The 22129-nt window shown below is 45.8% G+C and carries 14 protein-coding genes and 1 riboswitch; of the genes, 7 read left to right on the top strand and 7 right to left on the bottom strand.

What is annotated here, in order from left to right; all coding sequences use genetic code 11:
- On the top strand, nucleotides 1-1221 hold a 1221-nt coding region (locus WS42_RS15415), incomplete at its 5' end, for a TlpA family protein disulfide reductase (protein ID WP_286728400.1).
- A gap of 43 nt (nucleotides 1222-1264) precedes the next feature.
- On the opposite strand, the gene metF is transcribed toward WS42_RS15415, so the two are convergent.
- The 7 genes from metF to WS42_RS06995 all read right to left on the bottom strand — a co-directional run bounded on the left by metF (nucleotide 1265) and on the right by WS42_RS06995 (nucleotide 10062).
- Complete coding sequence (gene metF, locus WS42_RS07025) at nucleotides 1265-2221, bottom strand: methylenetetrahydrofolate reductase [NAD(P)H] (RefSeq protein WP_046403273.1); 957 nt, start codon at nucleotides 2219-2221, stop codon at nucleotides 1265-1267.
- A 34-nt stretch (nucleotides 2222-2255) separates the two neighbouring features.
- The gene (gene metH / locus WS42_RS07020) at nucleotides 2256-5792 is read right to left on the bottom strand and encodes a methionine synthase (RefSeq protein WP_256316357.1); all 3537 of its coding nucleotides are present in this window, start codon (nucleotides 5790-5792) and stop codon (nucleotides 2256-2258) included.
- Between the two features lies 1 nt (nucleotide 5793).
- Nucleotides 5794-6540 (bottom strand): UPF0280 family protein, encoded by a 747-nt coding sequence (locus WS42_RS07015; protein WP_022159503.1) that lies wholly within the window; start codon nucleotides 6538-6540, stop codon nucleotides 5794-5796.
- Between the two features lie 16 nt (nucleotides 6541-6556).
- The gene (locus WS42_RS07010) at nucleotides 6557-6970 is read right to left on the bottom strand and encodes an NIL domain-containing protein (RefSeq protein ID WP_013613557.1); all 414 of its coding nucleotides are present in this window, start codon (nucleotides 6968-6970) and stop codon (nucleotides 6557-6559) included.
- 29 nt (nucleotides 6971-6999) lie between these two features.
- Nucleotides 7000-8142 carry a homocysteine biosynthesis protein gene (locus WS42_RS07005; protein WP_046404555.1) on the bottom strand — a complete coding sequence of 381 codons (1143 nt, stop codon included), beginning with the start codon at nucleotides 8140-8142 and terminating at the stop codon, nucleotides 7000-7002.
- A 303-nt stretch (nucleotides 8143-8445) separates the two neighbouring features.
- Nucleotides 8446-8550: riboswitch (SAM riboswitch) on the bottom strand.
- 142 nt (nucleotides 8551-8692) lie between these two features.
- Nucleotides 8693-9277, bottom strand: coding sequence for a porin family protein (locus WS42_RS07000; RefSeq protein WP_013613560.1), 585 nt, complete (start codon nucleotides 9275-9277; stop codon nucleotides 8693-8695).
- Between the two features lie 23 nt (nucleotides 9278-9300).
- Nucleotides 9301-10062 carry a TrmH family RNA methyltransferase gene (locus WS42_RS06995; RefSeq protein WP_022159505.1) on the bottom strand — a complete coding sequence of 254 codons (762 nt, stop codon included), beginning with the start codon at nucleotides 10060-10062 and terminating at the stop codon, nucleotides 9301-9303.
- Nucleotides 10063-10154: 92 nt separating this feature from the next.
- Here WS42_RS06995 and tamL (WS42_RS06990) point away from each other — a divergent pair, with 92 nt between their 5' ends.
- The 6 genes from tamL (WS42_RS06990) to tamL (WS42_RS06965) all read left to right on the top strand — a co-directional run bounded on the left by tamL (WS42_RS06990) (nucleotide 10155) and on the right by tamL (WS42_RS06965) (nucleotide 22121).
- The gene (gene tamL / locus WS42_RS06990) at nucleotides 10155-12533 is read left to right on the top strand and encodes a translocation and assembly module lipoprotein TamL (protein ID WP_022159506.1); all 2379 of its coding nucleotides are present in this window, start codon (nucleotides 10155-10157) and stop codon (nucleotides 12531-12533) included.
- A 16-nt stretch (nucleotides 12534-12549) separates the two neighbouring features.
- The gene (locus WS42_RS06985) at nucleotides 12550-13494 is read left to right on the top strand and encodes a sensor histidine kinase (RefSeq protein WP_022159507.1); all 945 of its coding nucleotides are present in this window, start codon (nucleotides 12550-12552) and stop codon (nucleotides 13492-13494) included.
- A 59-nt stretch (nucleotides 13495-13553) separates the two neighbouring features.
- Nucleotides 13554-14225, top strand: coding sequence for a response regulator transcription factor (locus WS42_RS06980; RefSeq protein WP_022159508.1), 672 nt, complete (start codon nucleotides 13554-13556; stop codon nucleotides 14223-14225).
- Entirely contained in the window at nucleotides 14226-14957 is a 732-nt protein-coding gene (locus tag WS42_RS06975) for a nucleotidyltransferase family protein (protein ID WP_022159509.1), read from the top strand.
- Nucleotides 14958-15063: 106 nt separating this feature from the next.
- Entirely contained in the window at nucleotides 15064-19728 is a 4665-nt protein-coding gene (locus WS42_RS06970; RefSeq protein WP_046403268.1) for a translocation/assembly module TamB domain-containing protein, read from the top strand.
- The gene (gene tamL / locus WS42_RS06965) at nucleotides 19725-22121 is read left to right on the top strand and encodes a translocation and assembly module lipoprotein TamL (RefSeq protein WP_286728397.1); all 2397 of its coding nucleotides are present in this window, start codon (nucleotides 19725-19727) and stop codon (nucleotides 22119-22121) included. The genes WS42_RS06970 and tamL (WS42_RS06965) overlap by 4 nt, the downstream gene beginning before the upstream one ends.
- The last annotated feature ends 8 nt before the right edge of the window (nucleotides 22122-22129 follow it).

Below are 22129 nucleotides of genomic sequence, written 5' to 3'. Positions count from 1 at the left end.
ACCTCGAAGGTGAGCCGGGACGGTTGGTATGGATTTACCTTCCAGCCTGAACGGAAAGGTTTCTATACGGTGGGGGGAAAGGAGAGGCTGGATCGGATCCGTCTTTATATGAAACCGGGTGATCAGGGAGAAGTGAATTTTCCCGAAGATACTATCGTGATTACTGTACGGAATACGCCGGAAAATCTCTTGCTTGCCCGTTGGGAAACGATGATGATTCCGGTACGGGAAAGAGTCGATAATCTGAAGTATGCTTTGTTCGATTACCGCGATTTCTTTCCTTATTTTATGGATTTTCTGCCACAGGCCCGTGAGTTTCAGGAAAAGCTGACGTTCCGGGATGAGACATTCGCACGCTTGGTGAAACAAACGATTGATTTCGATCTCGATTATTATGCTTTCCGGATTTTGAATGCCCTGAAAGCGGGTAAAGATACTTTTAAGCCGAGCCGTCCTACTCCGGCCGATTACCCGGCCTATTACGAAACCATTATCTCCCGGGATAAATTAACGGATGCTTCGGTACTGGAACAACCTTATGGTTACGATTATCTGCAACGCTATACGACGTTTGCTCTGGCAAAAGAAGGAGAGAAGGACAATTTATCCAATCGGCTTAAATGGTTGCCGGATGATTTGCTGAAAGCGGAAATCGTGCTTTGGTATGCCGAACGTTGCCGGACTTATGAAAACTATCAGAAAATACTCGGTGAATATGGCAGTTTCCTGACAACTGAAAATCACCGGGAGCGGATGAATGCCGTTTCGGCCAGGCTGTATCAGGGGAAGAAGGGCGAAATGGCAGCCGATTTCACTTATCCCGACCGGAATGGTAAGCTGGTATCCCTGTCCGATTTCCGGGGTAAGGTTGTACTGGTGGACGTATGGGCTACGTGGTGCGGTCCCTGCCGGGCGGAAATCCCTCATCTCGTGAAACTGGAGAAAGAAATGGAGGGTAAAGATGTCGTTTTTATCGGTGTATCGATCGATCAGAAGAAAGATCACCGGAAGTGGCTCGAGGTTCTGGAGCAGGAGGGTCTTAGTGGTGTACAGCTTTTTGCTGGTGTGTCTCCGCAAATTATGAAAGACTATAAATTTACCACGATTCCCCGTTTCATGGTATTTGACCGGGAAGGGAAAGTGGTGACGACCAACTCGCCTCGGCCTTCCAGTCCGGAATTGAAAAAATTATTGGAAAAATTATTGAATTCGGGTTTATAAACTGAGTTAATTCTACTTTTTAAATAGTTACAAAAGTAACTATTTAAAAAGTACGTTTTAAAATCTCCCGGATGTTGTCGGCTTTTCCCATGGTATAATAGTGGATAGCCGGGGCACCGTGGGCTAATAAATCCTTGCTTTGGGCTGTACACCATTCGATGCCTACCTGATAGATGGCTTTATTGTCTTTACATTTCCGGACTTCGTTCATCAGTTCCTGGGGCAGGTCGATACTGAAAGCCCGGGGGAGCATTTCGATGTGGGTTTGCGTCGAGATGGGTTTCAGGCCGGGGATGATCGGAACAGTAATACCGGCGGCCCGGCATTTGGCTGCAAATTCATAAAACCGGGTATTGTCGAAAAACATTTGAGTAACGATATAATCGGCTCCTGCATCTACTTTGCGTTTCAGATTTTCGATATCGATGTCTATATTCGGGGCTTCATAATGTTTTTCGGGATAAGCGGCGACACCGATACAAAAATTAGTAGGTACGGCATTTTTCAGACATTCGTCCAGGTAAATTCCCCGGTTCATATTGTGGATTTGTTCCACCAGTTCGCAACTGTAACGGTGGCCGTCGGGTTCGGGAACGAAATATTTTTGGCCGGGGATAGCATCTCCGCGTAAAGCGACTACATTCTGAATATCCAGGAAGTTCAGGTCGATCAGGTCGTTCTCGATCTGATGTTTACTGGCTCCTCCGCAGATCAGATGGGGGACGACTTCTACGGGAAACCGTTTCATAATCGCTGCTGCAATGGCTACCGATCCCGGCCGTTTGGTGATGGTCACTTTTTCAAAAGTACCGTCGGCCGTCTGGCGGAATTCCACTTCATCCCGGTGAAAGGTGATATTGATGAAGGGAGGGGCGAATTCCATCAGAGGTTCTATGGCTCCGTATAGTTTGTTGATATCGCTTCCTTTCAATGGAGGCACCAGTTCGAACGAAGCGAAAGGTGCCTTTTTCTGATTGATAATATCGATTACTTTAGTCATGATGTACTGGTTATGGGCATAGGCTTGCCCGGTTTTATAATCCTAATAATCTTTTTCCTTCTTCCAGGGTGATCGCCCGCTTCGTGCAATAGTCCGTCAACTGGTCTGCACCGATTTTTCCAATGCTGAAATAACGGGCAGCAGGATGGGCGATGAGCATACCACAAAGACTTGTCGTCGGATAGATCGCATAAGACGGGGTCAGGGAAACCCCGATTTTAGACGGTGCATCCAATAGGTCGAAGACATCTTTTTTCAGTGAATGATCCGGACAGGCCGAATAGCCGAAGGCCGGGCGGATCAGGGACAAACCTTCACTCAATTGTTCCTGCATCCATTCGGCCAAAGCTTCGGTTAACCGGGCACATAAGCTTTCACGCAGCAGATGGCTGAAGTCGTGGCAGTCACAACCGCCCTGTTTGTCGGCGACTTTCAGAGCAAATAACCCGATGGTGGAAGTTCCGTAAGCCTTGGGACAGATATAATCGGATAAACTCAGGCATTCTTGCCCCGCTTTTTGTTGACGCAACATGGGGAGACGGTGACCGTTATCCAATACGATTTCGTCATCTTCTGCATAGGCATCGAAGAAGTTGACCACGATCGAAGCTTCGAATTCATTGCCGGCAATAACGGTGCCCAACATTTCCAGAGCGGCCTGGTAAGTACGGTCGGCTTCTTCATGCTGATGAATGATTTCCGGGAATTTACCCTTGAATCCCCAGAAATGGAAAAATGGAGTCCAATCGATTTTAGCGATCAGGTCCTGCAAGTCCATATTTTTTCCCAACAGATTGTGTTCCCCGAAACTGGCAGGCAACCGGTAGCTTTTCCGGTCAAAGACAGGAGCCAGGGCCTGAGCTTCTGTATAGGGAAGCAAACGGTCCTGTTTATGATAATATTGCCCGCGTATTTTTTCCTGTTCTGCTTTCACTTGTGCGAGGTAGGACGACCGGTCGGATAATAGCCGTTTCATGATCCCTGCAGTCCGGGAGGCATCTCCCCCCTGGATGACGCCATAATCGTATCGGGGTGCCAGTTTTACAGCGGTATGTACGGTTGAAGTGGTCGCTCCGCCTACGATAAGCGGAATCCGGAGCTGCTCTTTCTGTAGTAACTCACACAAAGCTTCCATTTCGCTTAGGGAAGGAGTGATGAGTCCGCTGATTCCGATCAGGTCTGCCCGATGGGCTTTAGCTGCGGCAACGATTTTTTGGTTATCGACCATCACCCCCAGGTCGATGACATCGAAATTGTTGCAGGTCAATACGATACTGACGATGTTTTTACCGATATCGTGTACATCTCCTTTGGCAGTCGCAAGGACAACTTTAGGGCGCTGTATATTTTCTCCCGTACCGGCGTTGTGTTTCTCGATCTCCGGTTGTAAAATTGCGACAGCTGCTTTCATCGCTTTCGCCGATTTTACCACTTGGGGTAAAAACATTTTTCCTTCACCGAATAGTGTCCCCACTTTATCCATCCCCTGCATCAGGGGACCTTCGATGATTTCGACGGGAGAGGCATAAACGGTCAGGGCTTCGGCCAGATCGGCTTCCAGATATTCCGTATTACCTTTGATCAGAGCGAAATTCAGGCGTTCGGATAACGTACGGGTGCGCCATTCTTCATTTTTTATAGCCTTTCCGTCTGCGGTTTTCTGTCCCTTGATTTGTTCGGCCAGTTCGATCAGGCGTTCCGTGGCTTCCGGGTGTTTGTTCAATACCACCTCTTCTACTGCTTCCAGTAATTGAGGCTCTATCTCATCGTATACCTGTAACATGGCCGGATTGACGATGCCCATATCCATGCCTGCCTCGATCGCATGGTAGAGAAATACGGAGTGCATGGCTTCGCGCACCGGGTTATTTCCCCGGAAAGAAAACGAGAGATTGGAGACTCCGCCGGAAGTACGGCATCCCGGCAGGTTGGCCTTGATCCAGGCTATTGCCCGGATAAAATCGACGGCGTAATTATTGTGCTCTTCCAGGCCTGTTCCGATAGCCAGAATATTGACGTCGAAAATGATGTCTTCCGCACGGAAACCGGCTTGCCGGGTTAAGAGCCGGTAAGCCCGCTCACAGATTTCGATTTTACGTTCATAAGTGACGGCTTGTCCCTGTTCGTCGAAAGCCATAACGACGACAGCAGCTCCCAAATGATGTATTTCCCGGGCTTTTGCCAGAAACAGATCCTCTCCTTCTTTCAGGCTGATCGAATTGACGATACATTTTCCCTGGGCATTTTTGAGCCCTGCTAAAATGGTATTCCAATCCGAAGAATCGATCATCAGGGCTGCCCGGGCAATATCGGGGTCATTGCTGATATAACGGACGAAAGTGGACATTTCGAGAGCACTGTCGAGCATGGCATCGTCCATGTTGATATCGATAACCGATGCCCCGTCCTCGATTTGTTTCCGGGCGATCCGGGCAGCTTCTTCATAAGCTTTGGCGTGGATGAGTTTGGCAAATTTAGCGGAACCGGCAACATTGGTCCGTTCACCGACATTGATGAAGTTATTTTGGGCTTTATCGACTACGACCTTGTCCAGACCACTTACCACAAGCTGGGCCGGGATAACCGGTAGCTGTCGGGGAGAAATGGCTTGAAGGGCTTCACGTATGGCCCGGATGTGCTCCGGAGTAGTACCGCAACACCCTCCCGCGATATTGAGTAAACCTGCTGTGGCCATCTGTTTCAGACAGGAAGCCGTTAGCTCCGGGCTTTCATCATATTCTCCCATTTCGTTGGGAAGACCTGCATTAGGATAAATACTCAACGGACAAGGCAGCGTCTTGGATAAGCGTTCGATAAACGGCAATAAGTCGGTGGCCCCGAACGAACAATTCAATCCGAAACTGAACAGCGGGTAATGGGATACGGTGGTGTAAAGTGCTTCCAGGCTCTGTCCGGTGAGCGTCCGCCCACTTCTGTCGTTGATGGTGGCCGATAACATGACAGGGAGTGAAGTCCTTTTTTCTTCCTGTACCTGGGTAATGGCATAAAGGGCTGCTTTTGCATTCAGACCGTCGAAAACGGTTTCCACTAACAAGAGATCTACTCCGCCGTCGATTAATCCGCTTACCTGCTCTGCATAAGTCGAGACCAGGGTATCGAAGTCCACTGGACGGAATTCCGGCCGGTTGACATCCGGTGATAGGGATAATGTCTTGGAAGTCGGTCCCATACTGCCGGCTACATATACCTGGTGTGAAGCTGCACGGGCTTCCGTTACAGCTAATTTCGCCCCCGCGTAGTTTAAACGGTATACGAGCTTTTCTCCCCGATATTCGGCTTGTGAGATGGCGTTCGAGTTGAAAGTATTGGTTTCGATAATATCGGCTCCTGCTTCGATATACGACCGATGAATCTGCCGGATCACTTCGGGACAGGTCAGGTTCAGGATATCGTTGTTGCCTTTCAGGTTTACCGGATGGGAGATAAATTCACTACCGCGAAAATCGGCTTCTGTCAGACCGTAGTGCTGGATAGCTGTTCCCATGGCTCCGTCGAGGATCAGAATCCGCTTCTTGATTTCGTCTTGTATCATAGTTGTACGTTCGTTCAATTCAAAAAAGTTTGAGTTCAAAATTACCGCATATACCTAATTTATCGTCTTTGATCGCAATGGCGGCCAGTATGTCTTCCTGCTCCCTGATTTTTTCGATGCAGGTCTGGACATCCTCCGCTGTCTGAATCGTGTTGGCGAAAGCGGTTGCATAAGTGTCGGCCAGTATCACATCCGAACAGACAATCATCACCGCATCGGCTTTACCGAAGCTGAGTGACGGACCGACGGTTCCGGAAGAGGTACAAATCCCGAGGGGGGCATAGGCTGCCTCGATATGCAAACCGACCTTTTCAGACAAGGGGGAAGAACCGGCAAATACCGAAATATCCATATCCTGACAGAGGTCGGCATAAATATCCCCTCCGTTTTCGACGATCACTTCTTTTATACCGAATCGTTTTTTCAGGTTTTCCCCTACTTTCAGAGCGACGGCGCCGGCTACGGCACTCATCGGGCCGATACCGCTTGTTTGTGCTGCCCGCGACATCTCTTTGAATATGCCGGGAGCATCCTCGCTTGCCTGAAAGGGGGTTAAAGCCTGGGCATAATCCGGATGTAAACCGATCCAGCGGTCCATATCCGTCCGTAATTCCCGGACAAATCGTTCTGCACAGACCGGTATTTCCGGTTGCCAGGAACCCCGGTCCACGCCGATACACAGATCGGTTTCTTTATAAGCTATGGTAAAATAGCTCCAGCGATCCTGACGGAAGTGCCTGCGATAGGTACGATCGATATATTCCATACGGCATAGGGTAAATTCAGGCTTCGGCAAATTCGATCCGGAATAGTTTGAGAGGACAAGCTTTCAAACATAATTTGCAGGCAATACATTTTTCCGGATTGAAATGCAGTTTCCAATCCGGTGCCCCTATGGTCAACGCGTGGGAAAAGCAGGCCGATACACAGTTGCCACAATCGATACAGAGGCTCGCGTCATACGATACTTTACTGGATACCGGACTTACCGTAACTCCGTTTTCGATTAAATAGGCGATACCCTGGTCCAGTTTGTCGGTATCAGCTTCGAGTTCGACTAATAGATTACCGGATTTCCCGGCTTGTATTTCGGCTTTCAGTATATTGATCCGGATATCGTATAATTTGACCAGGTCATAGGTCAGCGATCTGTCGGTAGCATCTACCGGGAAGGATAATACAACTTTCTTTATCATGATGTTTCTAATTGACAAGGTTTTAAATTTTAATCTTCAATGGCTTTCAATCCGTTCAGGCTGGCTTGTACAGGCATTGGCCGTACCGGTTCGGTGAGTAAAAATTCACCTTTCTGAATCCAGCTTTTCAGTAAATCTGCGATTTCCCGGGCTTTGGCCAGACTGGAAAGGGGCGCTGTTCTTACTTTATGGCCATTGATTTCGATAGCACCACTTTGTAGAGCGGCATAATTCGTTTTTCCCAGAATTTGATTGCCATTCCCATAATCGACGACAGTCGTTTCGATTTGTTCATTCCGGATAGACACTCTTTTTGCCAGATCTTCGTCCAGAATAGGGATAGGAATTCCGATTCCGACATATAAGGTGATACCGTATTTTTCGATATATGCCCCCCGGAGGTATTGGGTGTTCATGTTTTTCAAGTCACCCACAACGGCTATCGTACGGGCATTACTAGTGGGAATACCGTGTTCATTTACCGCTTTGGAAGTGTTGAACTGAGTGCCGTTCCAGGTGACATAACCGTCTGTACCGCAAAGGAAAATATGAGTTCCCAACCCGATGGTCCGGCATTCCGGATCGTTAAGCAAGGGCGATAGCTCACCGGCAGAACTGTAAGAGGCATTCCTCATCTTAGGAAGCAGCGTACCCATGTAGGTATATTTGATCTGATCGGTGGTGTTGGTCGCTACATTATAGTTTTGGTAACAATTTCGCGGATTGTATAAGATAGCTTCATTGATGCAATTCTTGTTGATAATAGCTTTTATATGTTTGCGGGGATAACAATCCGTCCCTTTTCCCCAGGCTTCCAGTGTAATGTCTTTACCATTGACCAGGTCTTCGATGATATGGGCTCCGCCATAAGCCGGAGAGGATGGGTTACAATCTGTAGCGCCGACATAAGTATCTACCGCTGCCAGTCCACCACTAACCCGGACGCCGTTCAATTCGATCTTCTCCATCCGGATAGGGGGATTGGAATGACCGAAATTCAAAAATGCACCCGAAGAACACATCGCTCCGAAAGTGGCGGTGGTTACTACGTCTACTTTTTCTGCAATTTCTTTGGGTGATAATGTCTTGGATAATTCGGATACTTCTTCGGCTGTCAGTACTACGGCAGTCCCTTTTTTTATCTTTTCATTGATTTCTGCGTAAGTTTTCATTTTGTCGTTTTTTAATGAGCGTTTCATGTCTGGGGCGTTTACCCTTTAAATTGGTCAGGATATAGTTCGGATTCGACTATACCACTATAAAATAAACATTAAACCGAATGTTTATTAACGGGGCTTGCCAACTACTACCTGGTAATATCGTAAGCCGGTAAATCGGAATAGGGGGTATAAAAGATCAGCGCATGCAGCGCATGTCCATAGAAGATACAAAAAGAGAGAAGAATTTGAGATTCCGGTTTCTCCGGTCGGTGATGTGGGTTAAATAATCTGCTTTTTTCATCTTACTTTTGTTTTAAATTATAACTCCTGTTATCAGGCCGGGTTTTGGCACCTTTCGGAAAGTTCCGGAGGTTGTCGGAGTTTCATAGAGCCCAGTCTCTCAACTCCTCTTTATAATTCAAACAATCTTTCTTAAGGATTGAATTGACGAAACAAAGGAATAGGAAATATTTTGAAAAAACAAATGAATGCCGGGGAAAAAATGTGCTAACGTTTTAAATAGCCCACAGGGACGGGCAGTGGGCTATTTTTAAATGTGGTCTTAAATAATCTTTAGTCCCAGGGTGAAATTGAACGACCGGGGAGCTTTCAGTTCATGACCTAAATTTTTGAATGCTTTTTCATAATCGATATCGAAGGTCAGTTTCCAGACATCTACCCCGACGCCGACTTTACCGTGCCAGTTGGTTTTATCGGTACTGATATCTCCTAGTTTTTTCAGGTTTTTTACTTTCCCGACGGAAAGTACCGGTCCGAGGAAGGCCCGTAGTTTAACGATAGATAAATCCAATACTTGGAAACCCAACATAATCGGAATATCGAACGTGTTGAGTTTCAGATCGAAGTTGTCAGGATTTTCTCCTAGTGCCTGTGCCTTTTCTTCTATCACACTTCTCTTATGCGAATAGTTTAAAGCAGGTTCCAGATAGAGTTTTCCCAGATTGACGCGCATAAATGCGCCGACCATATAGCCAGTATTGGCTTGTGTCCCGATAGCCTGGGGGATATCTTTGAATTTTATCCGGTTACTGGAAATCCCGCCGTGAACACCCAGATTGATCGGTAATTGGGCCATCGCTCCGAAACCCAGGCAACAGATGCATAATAACGTAAAAATCTTTTTCATTTCGTTTTATTTTAAATTGCTGATTACATCCTTCTTTTGAATTCCGACAGAATAATACCGGTAGCTACTCCGACGTTCAGCGATTCGGTCGATTCGCTATTCCGGGCGAAACTCGGAATTGTTAGTTTCTGTCCGGTCAGCGCTTCTATTTCTGCTGAAATACCTTTCCCTTCGTTCCCCATGACGATCAGGCCCCGGGTACTTAATGCTGTCGTATAAATATTTTTCCCATCTAAAAACGTGCCAAAGACAGGAAGGCCTTCTTGCTTCAGTTCGTTCAATAAAACAGGGAGATCCGTATAGAACGTCTTGACCCTGAAGATGGCCCCCATGCTGGCTTGTACACATTTGGGATTATAAACACCGGCACAATCGGCATCACAGAATATGTTTCCGATTCCGAACCAGTCTGCCACCCGGAGGATGGTACCCAAATTACCCGGATCTTGTATCCCGTTCAATACCAGGGATAAAGAATCGAGAACCTCTTCCTTCCGATAGATATGGACAGGTATTTCGGCCAGTGCGATGACTTCGGGTAAAGATTGGAAGTTGGATATCCCATGCATTTCCCGTTCATCGGCTTCAATGATATTTACGTTTGACAACGCTTTTTTGTTTTGTTCGAGCCAAGACGGGAAAGCGATCAGGGAGTGGATTTTCAGGGGAGAATGCAACAGTTCTCCGACCAGTTTTTCCCCTTCGATTTTAAAGAGATTATATTTTTCCCTGAATTTCTTTTTTTCAAGGTTTTGGACTATTTTTGTTACCTGTTTGCTTAACATGGTTTGTGCCTCTACATCGGTTTTAGCGTGGTTTTAATCCTGAATAAAGAGCAATTCAGAAGCTGTGCAAAAGTAGTAACATTTTTTGAGATTTGGAGAAGTGGGTTCCATATAAGATTGTTTCGGAATATTTTATCAGCCAACCGTTCATCAGCTTACTGAAAAAGCGAGGGGGAATTTTGTTATTGACGGGCTTTATGCTGGTCATGGTATCGTGTTCGCCTACCCGTTATGTGGGGAAAGATGAATATCTGTTGAATAAGGTGAAAGTGAGGGTAGAAGAGAAAGGGGTGAATTTTTCTGAATTGAAAAAAACGGTGCGGCAACGTCCTAATACGCGGATATTGGGAGTGGCTCGTTTTCATCTGGGACTTTATAACCTGAGTGGGAAGAATGAGAATAAGCGCTTTAACAAATGGTTGCGTTCCATCGGTGAAGCTCCTGTGATTTATAGTCCTTTCCTGACCGACAGAAGTGTGACCCAGTTGAAATTGTACCTGAACAATAAAGGTTTTTATAAAGCTGAGGTGACGGATTCCGTTTGGTTTAAAAAGAAAAAGGCTCATGTTGTGTACCGGATTTATCCCGGTCCGCTGACTCGGGTAAAAGATTTTACTTTCCGGGAAGACAGTAGTTTCCGGGCCGGAGGATTACCCGAAAGCTCTCCGTTAGTACAATTGGTTTTGCGGGATACCAATCACACTTTGTTGCATCAGGAAATGCCGATGGATATAGAGATATTGGAAGATGAACGGGAACGGATCACTCATATGCTCCGGCAAAACGGGTATTATAATTTTTCAAAGAATTTTATTCATTATTATGCCGATACCTCGCGGAGCGGTAATCCGGAACAGGCTCATCTTTTGCTGAGCATCGTCAACAGTGTGTCCGACAGTATGGCTTACCGCAAATATAAAATAAAGCACATTCAGGTAAATTTGGATTATGATCCCCTGCTGATGGCCAATGGACTCGATTCGCTTTACCGGCATACCCGTTACGGTGAATATGGGATTGTTTATCGTGGCCATATGAAGATTAAGCCGAAGGTGATCCTGGAAACGATCCAGTTCAAGGAAGGAGAATTTTATGATGTCCGTAAAGTGGCTGATTCCTATTCCCGCCTGCAAGCCTTGAATCTGTTTAAATTTATCAATATTATTTTCCGGGAAGAGCAAAGGGAAGACGGTGAGCCGGTGTTGTTTTGTGAAGTGCAGCTTACTCCGCTCAAACGGCAGTCTTATAATGTCTTTCTCGAAGGGACCAACAATTCCGGGAATATCGGGGTCGGAGGTAATTTTGCTTATAATCACCGCAATTTGTTTCATGGGGGGGAGAATCTGACCTTGAGTGTATGGGGGGCTTTAAAAAAAGAGAAATTGAAGGAAAATGAAATTTTCAGTACCACCGAAGTCGGTACGGAATTGAAGTTAGTGACACCTCAATTTTGGATGCCGGTTTTTCGTATGGATGAATTCCGCCGCAATTTTGCTCCTAAAACTTCGATCTCTCTCTCCTTCAGTCAGGAAAATACACAGTTTTACAAACGCCGTGTAGCTAGTGCTAAGTTCGGTTACCTTTGGCGGCGGGCAGATAATAAATGGCGGTATAATTTCGATCTCATCGATCTGAATTATGTGCTGATGCCGAGTGTCGATTCGAGTTTTATCAGTGAATTGAAAAATGAATATATCAAAAGTGCCTATACCAACCATATGATTCTGTCGGCGAATTTTTCGGCTGTGTTTACCGACCAGGTGGTCAATTCTGCACAAAGTTTTAATTATTTCCGGGGTAATCTGGAGACTTCCGGGAATTTTCTTTTGGCTATGGATAAACTTTTAAGGGCCAGAAAATCCGGTTCCGAGGAAGAACGTTTTTATAAAATTCTGGGTGTCCGGTATGCCCAATTTATCAAAGCCGACGGTGAATATCGGTTCAACCATTACCTGAATAAAGCCAATTCGGTCGTCTACCGGCTGTTTCTGGGTTGTGGTTATCCCTATGGTAACATGAAGGCTTTGCCTTTTGAAGAGGCTTATTATTGCGGAGGTGCCAACGATATCCGGGCCTGGCAGGCGAGAACTTTGGGACCGGGATCTTATGCTCCGCCGGATAAGTATCCGAATAATGTAGGGGACTTTAAGTTGGAAGCCAATGTGGAATATCGGTTTAAATTATTCTGGTTATTAGAAGGAGCTTTATTCATCGATGCCGGGAATATCTGGAATATCAATCGGTATGAGAATCGTCAGGGTACGAAGTTATCCTCCGGATTTTATAAACAAATCGCTGTCGGAACAGGGGCCGGACTACGGTTGGATGTCAATTTCTTTCTGTTGCGTTTTGATCTTGGTTTGAAATTACATGATCCGATGCAGGCCGAAGGGCAACGTTTTGTGTTGTTGAATCGTAATGGAGGTTTTAATAAATCTGTATTTAATATAGCTATCGGATATCCGTTTTAATTTTAATGAACTTACTATGTTGTCCACTATTCTCGTTTATGTTTCGCTTTTTTTACAGGTTGCTGCTGCCGTTATTGCCATTAGCTTGTTTAAGCGGACAAAATTCAATGCTTCCTGGATTCTGATTTCCGTCGGATTTTTGTTGATGGTGGTGTCGAGGGTCTTCGATTTATGGCCTACGATTTATCCCGAAATGGAAGATGAATTGGCTATTGTACAGAAGATTCTGGCTTTTATCATTGCTTTGGTCCTCCTGATCGGAGTATTTTATATCCGGAAAATTTTTCAATTTATGCGAAGAGTGGATGAGATCCGGCGCGAATCAGAGAAACGGGTACTGGCAGCGGTTATCCGCACGGAAGAGCAAGAACGGCAGCGTTTTGCGAAAGAGCTGCACGATGGGCTGGGACCTTTGCTGAGTGTGATCAAAATGCTGGTCTCGGGGTTGGATGCCAATAAAGAAAGTGAAGTCAACGAAAAGATAAAGCAGAATCTGCGGCAGGCTGTGGATGAAGCGATTAGCGGGGTCAGGGACATCTCGGCCAATATCAGCCCGCATATCCTCAACAATTTTGGCTTAAAAGATGCGGTAGAGGCATTCATAAAACGGATGCGGCAAGCCGATAATTTTAAGGTGTATTTTACTACTAATCTCGAAAATCAACGTTTCAATTACAATATCGAAGTGGTGGTCTACCGTGTTATCTGCGAGTTGATCAACAACACATTGCGGCATGCTGCAGCCTCGAAAGTGACGATCGATTTACAACTCGAAGAAGGAATATTATATTTAGAATATACCGACAACGGTATCGGATTCGATGTAAACCGTATTTCCGGACATACCGGTATGGGATTGGATAACATGCGTTACCGGCTGCAATCCGGTAACGGGGATATCGAGATTGTCAGCGAGCATGGAAAAGGGATGCGGGCCAACGCTTTTATTAAAGTCTTTTGACTTTCTGACTTTATTTTTATCTTTGTTTATCAGTTACGGATGTAAATGTTTATCGATTCATGGACACAAAGAATTTGAAAAAATTAAGAATCTATATTGTTGACGATCATAAGTTATTCAGGGAAGGATTGAAATTGCTTTTGTCTACCCAGGATTTCGTACACCATATTTACGAAGCTTCCAGTGGACGCGACTTTATTGAAAACCTCTCCTTTGTAGATTGTGACCTGGTGTTGATGGATATAGAAATGCCCGAGATGAACGGGATAGAAGCTACGGAACAGGCCCTGCGGATCAGGCCGGATTTGAAGGTGATCGTGTTGTCTATGTACGGGGATGAACAGTATTACTATAAAATGGTCGATGTCGGAGTAAAGGGGTTCGTTCTCAAAAATTCCGGTATAGAAAAAGTGATTGCGGCAATCCGGGCTGTCGCCGCCGGTGAGAATTACTTTTCCGAGGAGTTGCTGGTGAATATTCTCAATAATATGCGTGATGGCGGGCAACATAAACCGGAACCTGAAACCCCTGATAATGAAATATCCGAGAGAGAACTCGAGATTTTGTATCATGTATGCCTGGGACTTTCCAACCAGGAAATTGCAGATAAACTTTTTATCAGTAAGCGGACAGTGGATAAACATCGGGCGAATCTGTTGAGTAAGACCGGATGCCGGAATACTGCTGCGCTTGTCATGTATGCAATTAAAAATAAGATGATAAATATTTAGATGAACGGAATGATATTTGCAGCGGGATTGGGTACCCGTTTGCAGCCTTTGACGAACGATCGGCCCAAAGCATTGGTGGAAGTAGCCGGTAAGCCTTTGCTTGAATATGTCATACGGAAAATGATAGCGGCGGATGTACAGCGTATTGTGGTGAACGTGCATCACTATGCCGACCAGATAGAAGCTTTTCTGTGCGAACGACATTTTTTCGATTGGGATATCGTGATTTCCGATGAACGGGAGAAATTACTCGATACCGGGGGCGGACTTCTGAAAGCCAGGGAGTTGTTCTGCCCGGGTGAATCGGTGCTTATTCATAATGTAGATATATTTTCAGATATCGATATACCTGCCTTGCTCCGCTTTCATCGGCAAAATAAGGGAGATGCGACCTTGGTTACCCGGACCGGCGGGAAAGGCAGAGGATTGAGATTTAATCGTGAAGGGATGCTGAAAGGATGGGAAAATAAGGCCACAGGGGAACAAAAACCGGTAGATGAAGAATTTTGGGATTCCCGGAACTATGCTTTCTGTGGAGTGCAGGTGGTGAGCCCGGAATTTTTAGAACGTATGTCAGGAAAAGGGGTCTTTTCGATTATAGACGAATATCTGTCACAGGCCAGGCTTCACCCGATACTGATGTATTTTTACGAAGGACGTTTTTTAGATTTAGGGACTCCTCAGGCGATTGCCGAAGCCGAAACAATGTTGATCGATTCGTGCAACCCGTAAGGATCTTTTTACGTTAATTAAAGACTTTACGGAATAGCAGGAGGCAGGCCTTGCAGCGCTTTTTTACGATCTGAATAATGGTAATTGCGAAGAATAAAACTTAAGCATGAAAAGATTTTTTAAATATCTGGGCAGAACGATTTTAGTAATTTTAGGGTTGCTACTGCTTATCGTGTTTTTGCTTTATTTACCTCCTGTACAAGATTTCCTTTTGCGCAAAGCCGAACGTTATGCTGCTTCGCATTACGACTTGGAAGTCCGGATCGGGCATTTCCGTTTGGGTTTTCCTTTTGATCTGGTTTTGGACGATGTGTATGCCGGGAAAACTGCCGGAGATACCCTGGTTGCTGCAGAGGCGATCCGGCTTAGGGTGAATATCGATCGGATATTTCGTAAAGAACTCGGTATCGAACAGTTAGGTCTGAGACAGGTGAAGTTCGGATTAGCCGGCGATACTACCGGTATGCAACTGAAGGTGGCTGTCGGGAATTTGGGGGTACAGGAGGGACGGATCGATTTGGAACGGAAAAAATTGATAGTCGCTGAGATTAGCCTGGAAGAAGGGGATGTTTTTTTGAAATCCGGAGCCGGAACAGTGGAAGATACAGTGCAGAGTAATCCTTTGGATTGGGGGATCGAAGTCAGGCAGATAAAGATCCGGGACGTCGGTTATCGCATGTATACCGAGGGGTTGCCTTACCTGGGGGCCGGAATAAAGGACGGTTCGCTGACTGGCGGAAAAGTTTTGTTGGGGGAGCAATCCGTCGAAATAGATGCTGTCGCTGTCGGAGGGGCTTGGTGTGACATGCAGATGGGAACGGAACAATCGTCCGGGACACCGGTCACCGAACCGTCCGGTAGCCAGCCTTGGCTGATACGTGCAGGGAGATTACAATTGGAGAACAGTGCCTTTAGCATGAAGACTGCCGATGCCGGGCAAACCGATTTGGTGCTGTCCGGTATTGCCGTACAAATCGACAGTGTATATAACCGGGGAACGGTTGTGCGGGGAAACCTGGTAGATCTGAGGGCTGTACAGCAAAACGGAATACAGCTGCAACAGATGCAGGCACAGGTGGATCTCGATTCGGCCCGGACAGCATTGAGGGGGGCATTTATCCGCACCGCTCATAGCAAGATCGAGTTGACAGCCCGGGCCGATACTTCGATGAATAATCTGATGAAACGGGTACCCTTGATCGTTCAGCTGAATGCCAGGGTTGGGCTGGCCGATCTTACTCCCTTTTATGACGGAATCCCTCAGGACTTAAAACATAGTCAGGTAGATTTGAATACGACTTTCAGTATAGATGAAAACAGAGTCCGGTTCGACCGCCTGGATGCCGGTATGACCGGAAAATTCCGGTTGACTGGAAAAGGACAACTGCAATCCTACCGGGACCTGAAAAAAATAAGTGGGGTGATCGATTTGCGGGCGGAGATGCCGGACGCTACCTTTGCTAATGTTTTCTTAAAAGAAGGAATCGTGAAGATCCCGGCCGATGTATCCTGGTCGGCGAATCTGAAGGCTAATCAGGGAGCTTTGGAGGCTTTGGTGCGCTTGTGTTCCGATGCTGGTTGTATGACCCTCGACGGGAGTTATGATTTGAACCGGGAGACATATAACGGCGAATTGACCCTGAGCCGTTTTCCGCTCGATCGCTTTTTGACTGTCGATTCGTTAGGAAGCGCCTCGGCCAATTTCCGGTTGGAAGGCCGGTATTTTTCGTGGCCTCAGGCAAAGACCTCGGTAAATGCCGGAATCCGTCAGTTGTTTTATAAAGAGCACGAATATAAAGATATTACTTTACAGGCTACCTTGGATAAGACGCATTTACGGGGGACTATGGTTAGTAAAGATCCCGATGCTCCTTTGGATTTGGTTTTCCGGGGAGATTCGCTGCAACAACAGTATCAGGTCGGTTTGGGTGGTTATATCGGCAAGGTGGATCTGCAGGCCCTGCATTTGATGCAGGAACCTTTGACTATGGGGCTGAAAGTAGATTTGCAAGGTTTTATCGGGGAACATTCCGCTTATGCTTTAAAAGCCCGCTTCGATAGCCTGAGCATGGCAGATAGCAGGAAGACTTATACCTTGGGAAGCCTGGATATCGATATGGCCAGCGATCTGAAGAAGACGACACTGGATGTAAAGACCGGTGATTTACAGTTAACTTTCCGGGCCGATACTTCTTTGGCCGGTTTCGGGGAGAGTGCTGGGAAAATTGCAGGGATTGTCGGGAAGCAGATCGCCGGTAAAGATATCGATATGGAACAGATCAAAGCGGAGTTGCCTGTTTTTAGTATGCACTTGAAAGGTGATCAAAATAATGCGATCGCTAAATTTTTGAAGGCCAGGAATATGGGATTTCGTCGGCTTTCTCTGGATATCGTTTCCCGCCAGCGGTCAGGTATCCGGATGGGGATCACGGCTACGGCTCCCTATTTTGGGACGGTACGTCTCGATTCGGTACAGATGGGTATCTGGCAGACCGGCAAGAGTCTGGTGTATGCATTGGGAGCCGGTAGTTCCGACCAGGCCTGGAAGGGACTGTTCAATATCAACCTGACCGGAAAAATGCAGGGGAATCAATTCCGGATCGAACTGAAACAAAAAGATGCCCGGCAACGAGTCGGATTCGATATGGGTATCAATCTGGTGATGCTGGACAGTGCTTTTACGGTGAGCTTTTTCCCGATGACTCCTATTCTGGGGTATAGCCGGTGGATTGTCAATGCCGATAATAAAGTAACGGTTTATAAAGATTGGAAGATCGATGCCAATCTCCGGATGGCCTACCAGAATAAATTGGTGAGTTTGCAGTCTCTGCCTGATGAAGGAGAAAGGACGGATCGGTTACAGGTGGAGATTACCGGTATAGACCTGAAAAAATTGACCGAAATATCACCGTTCTTACCCGATCTGAGCGGTATCCTGCATACGGATTTATTGTTGTATACCGATCGTAAAACCTTCGGTGCCGAGGGAAATATCGGAGTGAATAATCTGTTTTATGAAGAACAGCGGATGGGTACCCTCGATTTGGATCTGCAGTATGCAGGAAAGGATCATTTAACCGATCATGCCGTAGATTTTGAGTTGAAAATCGACAGCATCCGCCGGGCGGTAGTGCAGGGGACTTTCGCTACATCCGAGACCAACCGGGAGGTCATGCTGGACGTAGATATACCTTCTTTACCTTTGTATATGGTCAACGCTTTTGTTCCGAAAGATCTGATGAAACTGGAGGGCGAGTTGACCGGCGCATTACAGTTTCGTGGAACGGTAGATCGGCCGGATTTGAACGGTGGATTGGGCTTTCGTAATGGAAAAGCCGATGTGGTGATGTTGGGTACCACATTCGGATTGGATACCACCCGCCTGATTGTAGACAACGGGAAGATTTTATTTCGGCAATATCGGTTTATTGCTCCTAACAAAAGTGATATGGTGCTGAACGGAGCGATTACCCTGACTCCGTTCGACCGGATGAATATGGATATATCTGTAAAAGCCGGTAATTTCGAGGTCGTGAATGTAAAGAAAAATCCGACTTCGCTGATCTATGGGAAGGCTTATATCAATCTGGATTCCCGTTTGGCCGGGGCCTTTTCGAATTTAAGCGTTTCCGGAAATATCAATTTGCTCAACCGGACCAATATTACCTATACTTTGCGTAGTTCCGGACCCGAACTTGTGGACCGTAGTGCCGATTTGGTCCGTTTCGTATCGTTCAGGGATACCACCTTGAATGAGCGTGACGATCTGACTAACCGGGTAAACACCAGTAGCTTTGCTTTAAAAATGTTGATCGAGATCGGAGATCAGGTGACAGTAAACGTCGAATTATCGGATGATGGAAGTAATAATATCGTCATCCAGGGTGGGGGTAATCTGGTTCTGGCCATGAGTCCTGAAAACGGACTTACCTTGTCGGGGAAATATATTTTATCCGGAGGAACCGTGGTTTATAATATTCCCATTGCAGGTAAAAAAGAATTTAATATTCGCAGTGGCAGCTATGTGGAATGGACAGGAAATGTGATGAATCCGATGTTGAGTATATCCGCTTCCGAACAGGTGAAAGCTACGGTTGTCGACGGAGAACAGAATCGACTGGTTACTTTCGAGGCTATCATCCGGATACAGAATACATTGACCCGGCCGGATATCTCTTTTGACCTGTCAGCTCCCAACGATATGGTGGTACAGAATCAGTTGGCGACTTTTTCTCAGGAAGAACGTACCCGTCAAGCGTTGAATCTATTGATCTATAATACTTATACCGCTCCTGGGGCTGCTAAGTCGGGAAGCGGAGGAAGTATGGCCAACAATGCTTTATATAGCCTGGTAGAAAATGAATTGAATAAGTATACCCGGAAGACCGGTTTTACTTTTGGCGTCGATTCGTATAATACCGATGAAAATACAACCCGTACCGATTATACGTATCAGTTCTCCAAACAATTTTTTAATGATCGGATTCGGGTGAAGATCGGTGGACGGATTTCTACAGATAATAATGAAAATCAGAGTAATAACATAGAAGATAATCTCGTCGACGATATTTCTATAGAATACGTGATTACGAAGAAGAGAAATCTATTTTTGAAAGTGTTCCGGCATTCCAACTATGAGAGTGTACTGGACGGCGAAGTCACTCAAACGGGTGTCGGTATTGTTTGGCGGAAAAATTTCCGTAAATTTAAAGATCTCTTTAAAAATAACCGAAAATCGGAAAGAGAAACAAAAACGGAGAATCAGAAATGAAAGTAGTCGAATTCATCAGAAAGTATGCCCGGAAGTCTGACAAAAGTCGGTTCAGTCACTTTTGTCCTATTTGTAGTACCCTGACCTTTTCTTCTTCTTACTTTTTACCTTTAATCTTTTTCCTTTTCCTTCTTTTTTCTTGTTCAACGACTAAAAAACTGACAGAAGATGAAGTATTGTATGTCGGAGTAAAAAAAATGAAGATCGAGGCCCCTCAGAAAGTGAAACTCAACAGTACACAAAATTCAGCCGCTTCCGGTCCGCTGTCTGTGAAACCCAATAATCCGCTGTATTCTCCTTATGTCCGTTCGCCTTTCCCGATCGGGCTGTGGGTATATAATTGGAATATAAAAAAAGAGAAAGGTTTTAAATGGTGGTTATATCGTAAATTGGCTAAGAAACCGGTGTTGATTTCAGATGTACAGCCCGAATTACGGTTGAAAATGGTGGATAATGCCATGAAAGACTTCGGTTTTTATGGGACGACTTCCCGCTACGAGATTATTCCGCATAAACGGAATCCTAAAAAAGCCCGCATCAGCTATTGGGTCGATTTGCCTCAGCCTTTTCATTACGGTAGTGTACAGTTGTGGGGATGGAATCCTCCGATGGATAGTATCGTGCGCTCGTATATGCGGTTCTCCGAACTGAAACCGGGAAGGCAATACGATGTGAATGTCCTCAATCAGGAGCGGCAACGCATGTCCGATCGGTTGAGAAATCACGGTTATTATTTCTTCCAACCCGATTATATCGAATTTTTAGTCGATACCACTCAAGGTGGAAAAATGGCCGACGTACGAATCGGATTGAAGCAGGGAATTCCGCAAAATGCTTTTCATCCTTATAAAATCGGTGAGGTGAAAGTGATGCTGTCGGGAAATGAAACGACCGGCGGGCAAGACACGATACAGGCGGATCAGGTGAAAATCATTTATGAGCCTCCGTTACGGCTGAAACCGAATGTGATCACCCGGGCGGTGAAGACGCGACCCGGACAAACTTATTCGGCTATGCGACAGAGTCGTACACAAGCCGGATTTGTACAGTTGGGTGTATTTAAGTTCGCCAATATGACGATTACCGTGCCCGATACGGTTCAGGATCGCTTGCTGGATATGCAAATCAACGGCGATTTTGCCCTGCCCATTGAAACGGAAGTGGAGGTGGATATGTCTTCCAAGTCGAATAATCTGCTCGGTCCGGGATTGACATTAGGGATTACTAACCGGAATATGTTCCGCCGGGCAGAGAATTTCAGTGTCCGGTTGACAGGATCCTACGAATGGCAAATCGGAGGAAATAAAAAATCGACAGGCAATTCGGGCTTGATCAATTCTTATGAGCTGGGGTTGAATTTTAATTTGTCCGTGCCCCGGTTATTGGTTCCCAAACTGATGAAAACGAAACGGGATAGGAGAGAACAGACCCATTTTCAGATCGGTACGGATTTGCTCAACCGACATAATTTTTTTAGGATGATCTCGTTTTGGGGAAGTGCGACCTATGATTTTAATTCTTCTACCCGGAATTATCATTCCGTCGTACCTTTTAAACTCAATTATACCTATCTGTTGCGTACTTCTCATGCCTTCGATTCTGTTGTAAATAAAAATCCCGCAGTGGCGCAGAGTTTTAAGAATCAGTTTATTCCGTCGATGTCTTATACCTATACGTACGACCGGGCTGCGACTTATCGTAATCCCAACCGGTTGTTCTGGCAGACTTCGGTCACTCAGGCCGGTAATATTATAGCGGGCCTGCAGTATATCTGCGGGAATCATCAGGGGGAGGGCAAACAAATTCTCAATAATCGTTATTCTCAATTTTTGAAGCTTACTTCTGAATTAATCGGTTATAAGACTGTGGATAATAATAATCAATTGGCCATGCGGATTATGGGAGGGATCGGTTATGCTTACGGTAATTCGAAAGTAATGCCTTACAGTGAGCAATTTTATATCGGTGGCTCGAATAGTATCCGGGCTTTTCATATCCGTTCGATCGGGCCCGGAAGTTACCATCCCAGGGAATCGACCTATTCTTATCTCGATCAGACCGGAGATATCAAACTGGAAGGGAATGTCGAGTATCGTTTCAAAATATACGAACGGTTTAAAGGGGCTTTGTTTATGGATGCCGGGAATGTCTGGTTGTTGAACAATGAAACCCAGCGTCCCGGAGGAGAATTCAGAATCAAAGGATTATTGAAAGAAATTGCTTTGGGGACCGGATTCGGACTACGTTACGATTTTTCCTATATCGTGGTCCGTGCCGATTTGGGAATACCTATACATGCTCCTTATAGTACAGGCAAGTCCGGATATTATAATATCGACGGCAGTTTCTGGAAAGGTCTGGTACTGAATCTTGCGATCGGCTACCCTTTCTAAAATTTATT

It is taken from the genome of Odoribacter sp. N54.MGS-14, from assembly GCF_000980295.1.
In the GTDB taxonomy this organism is placed as follows: Bacteria; Bacteroidota; Bacteroidia; order Bacteroidales; family Marinifilaceae; genus Odoribacter; species Odoribacter splanchnicus.
This window is presented reverse-complemented; position numbering and strand designations above follow the sequence as displayed.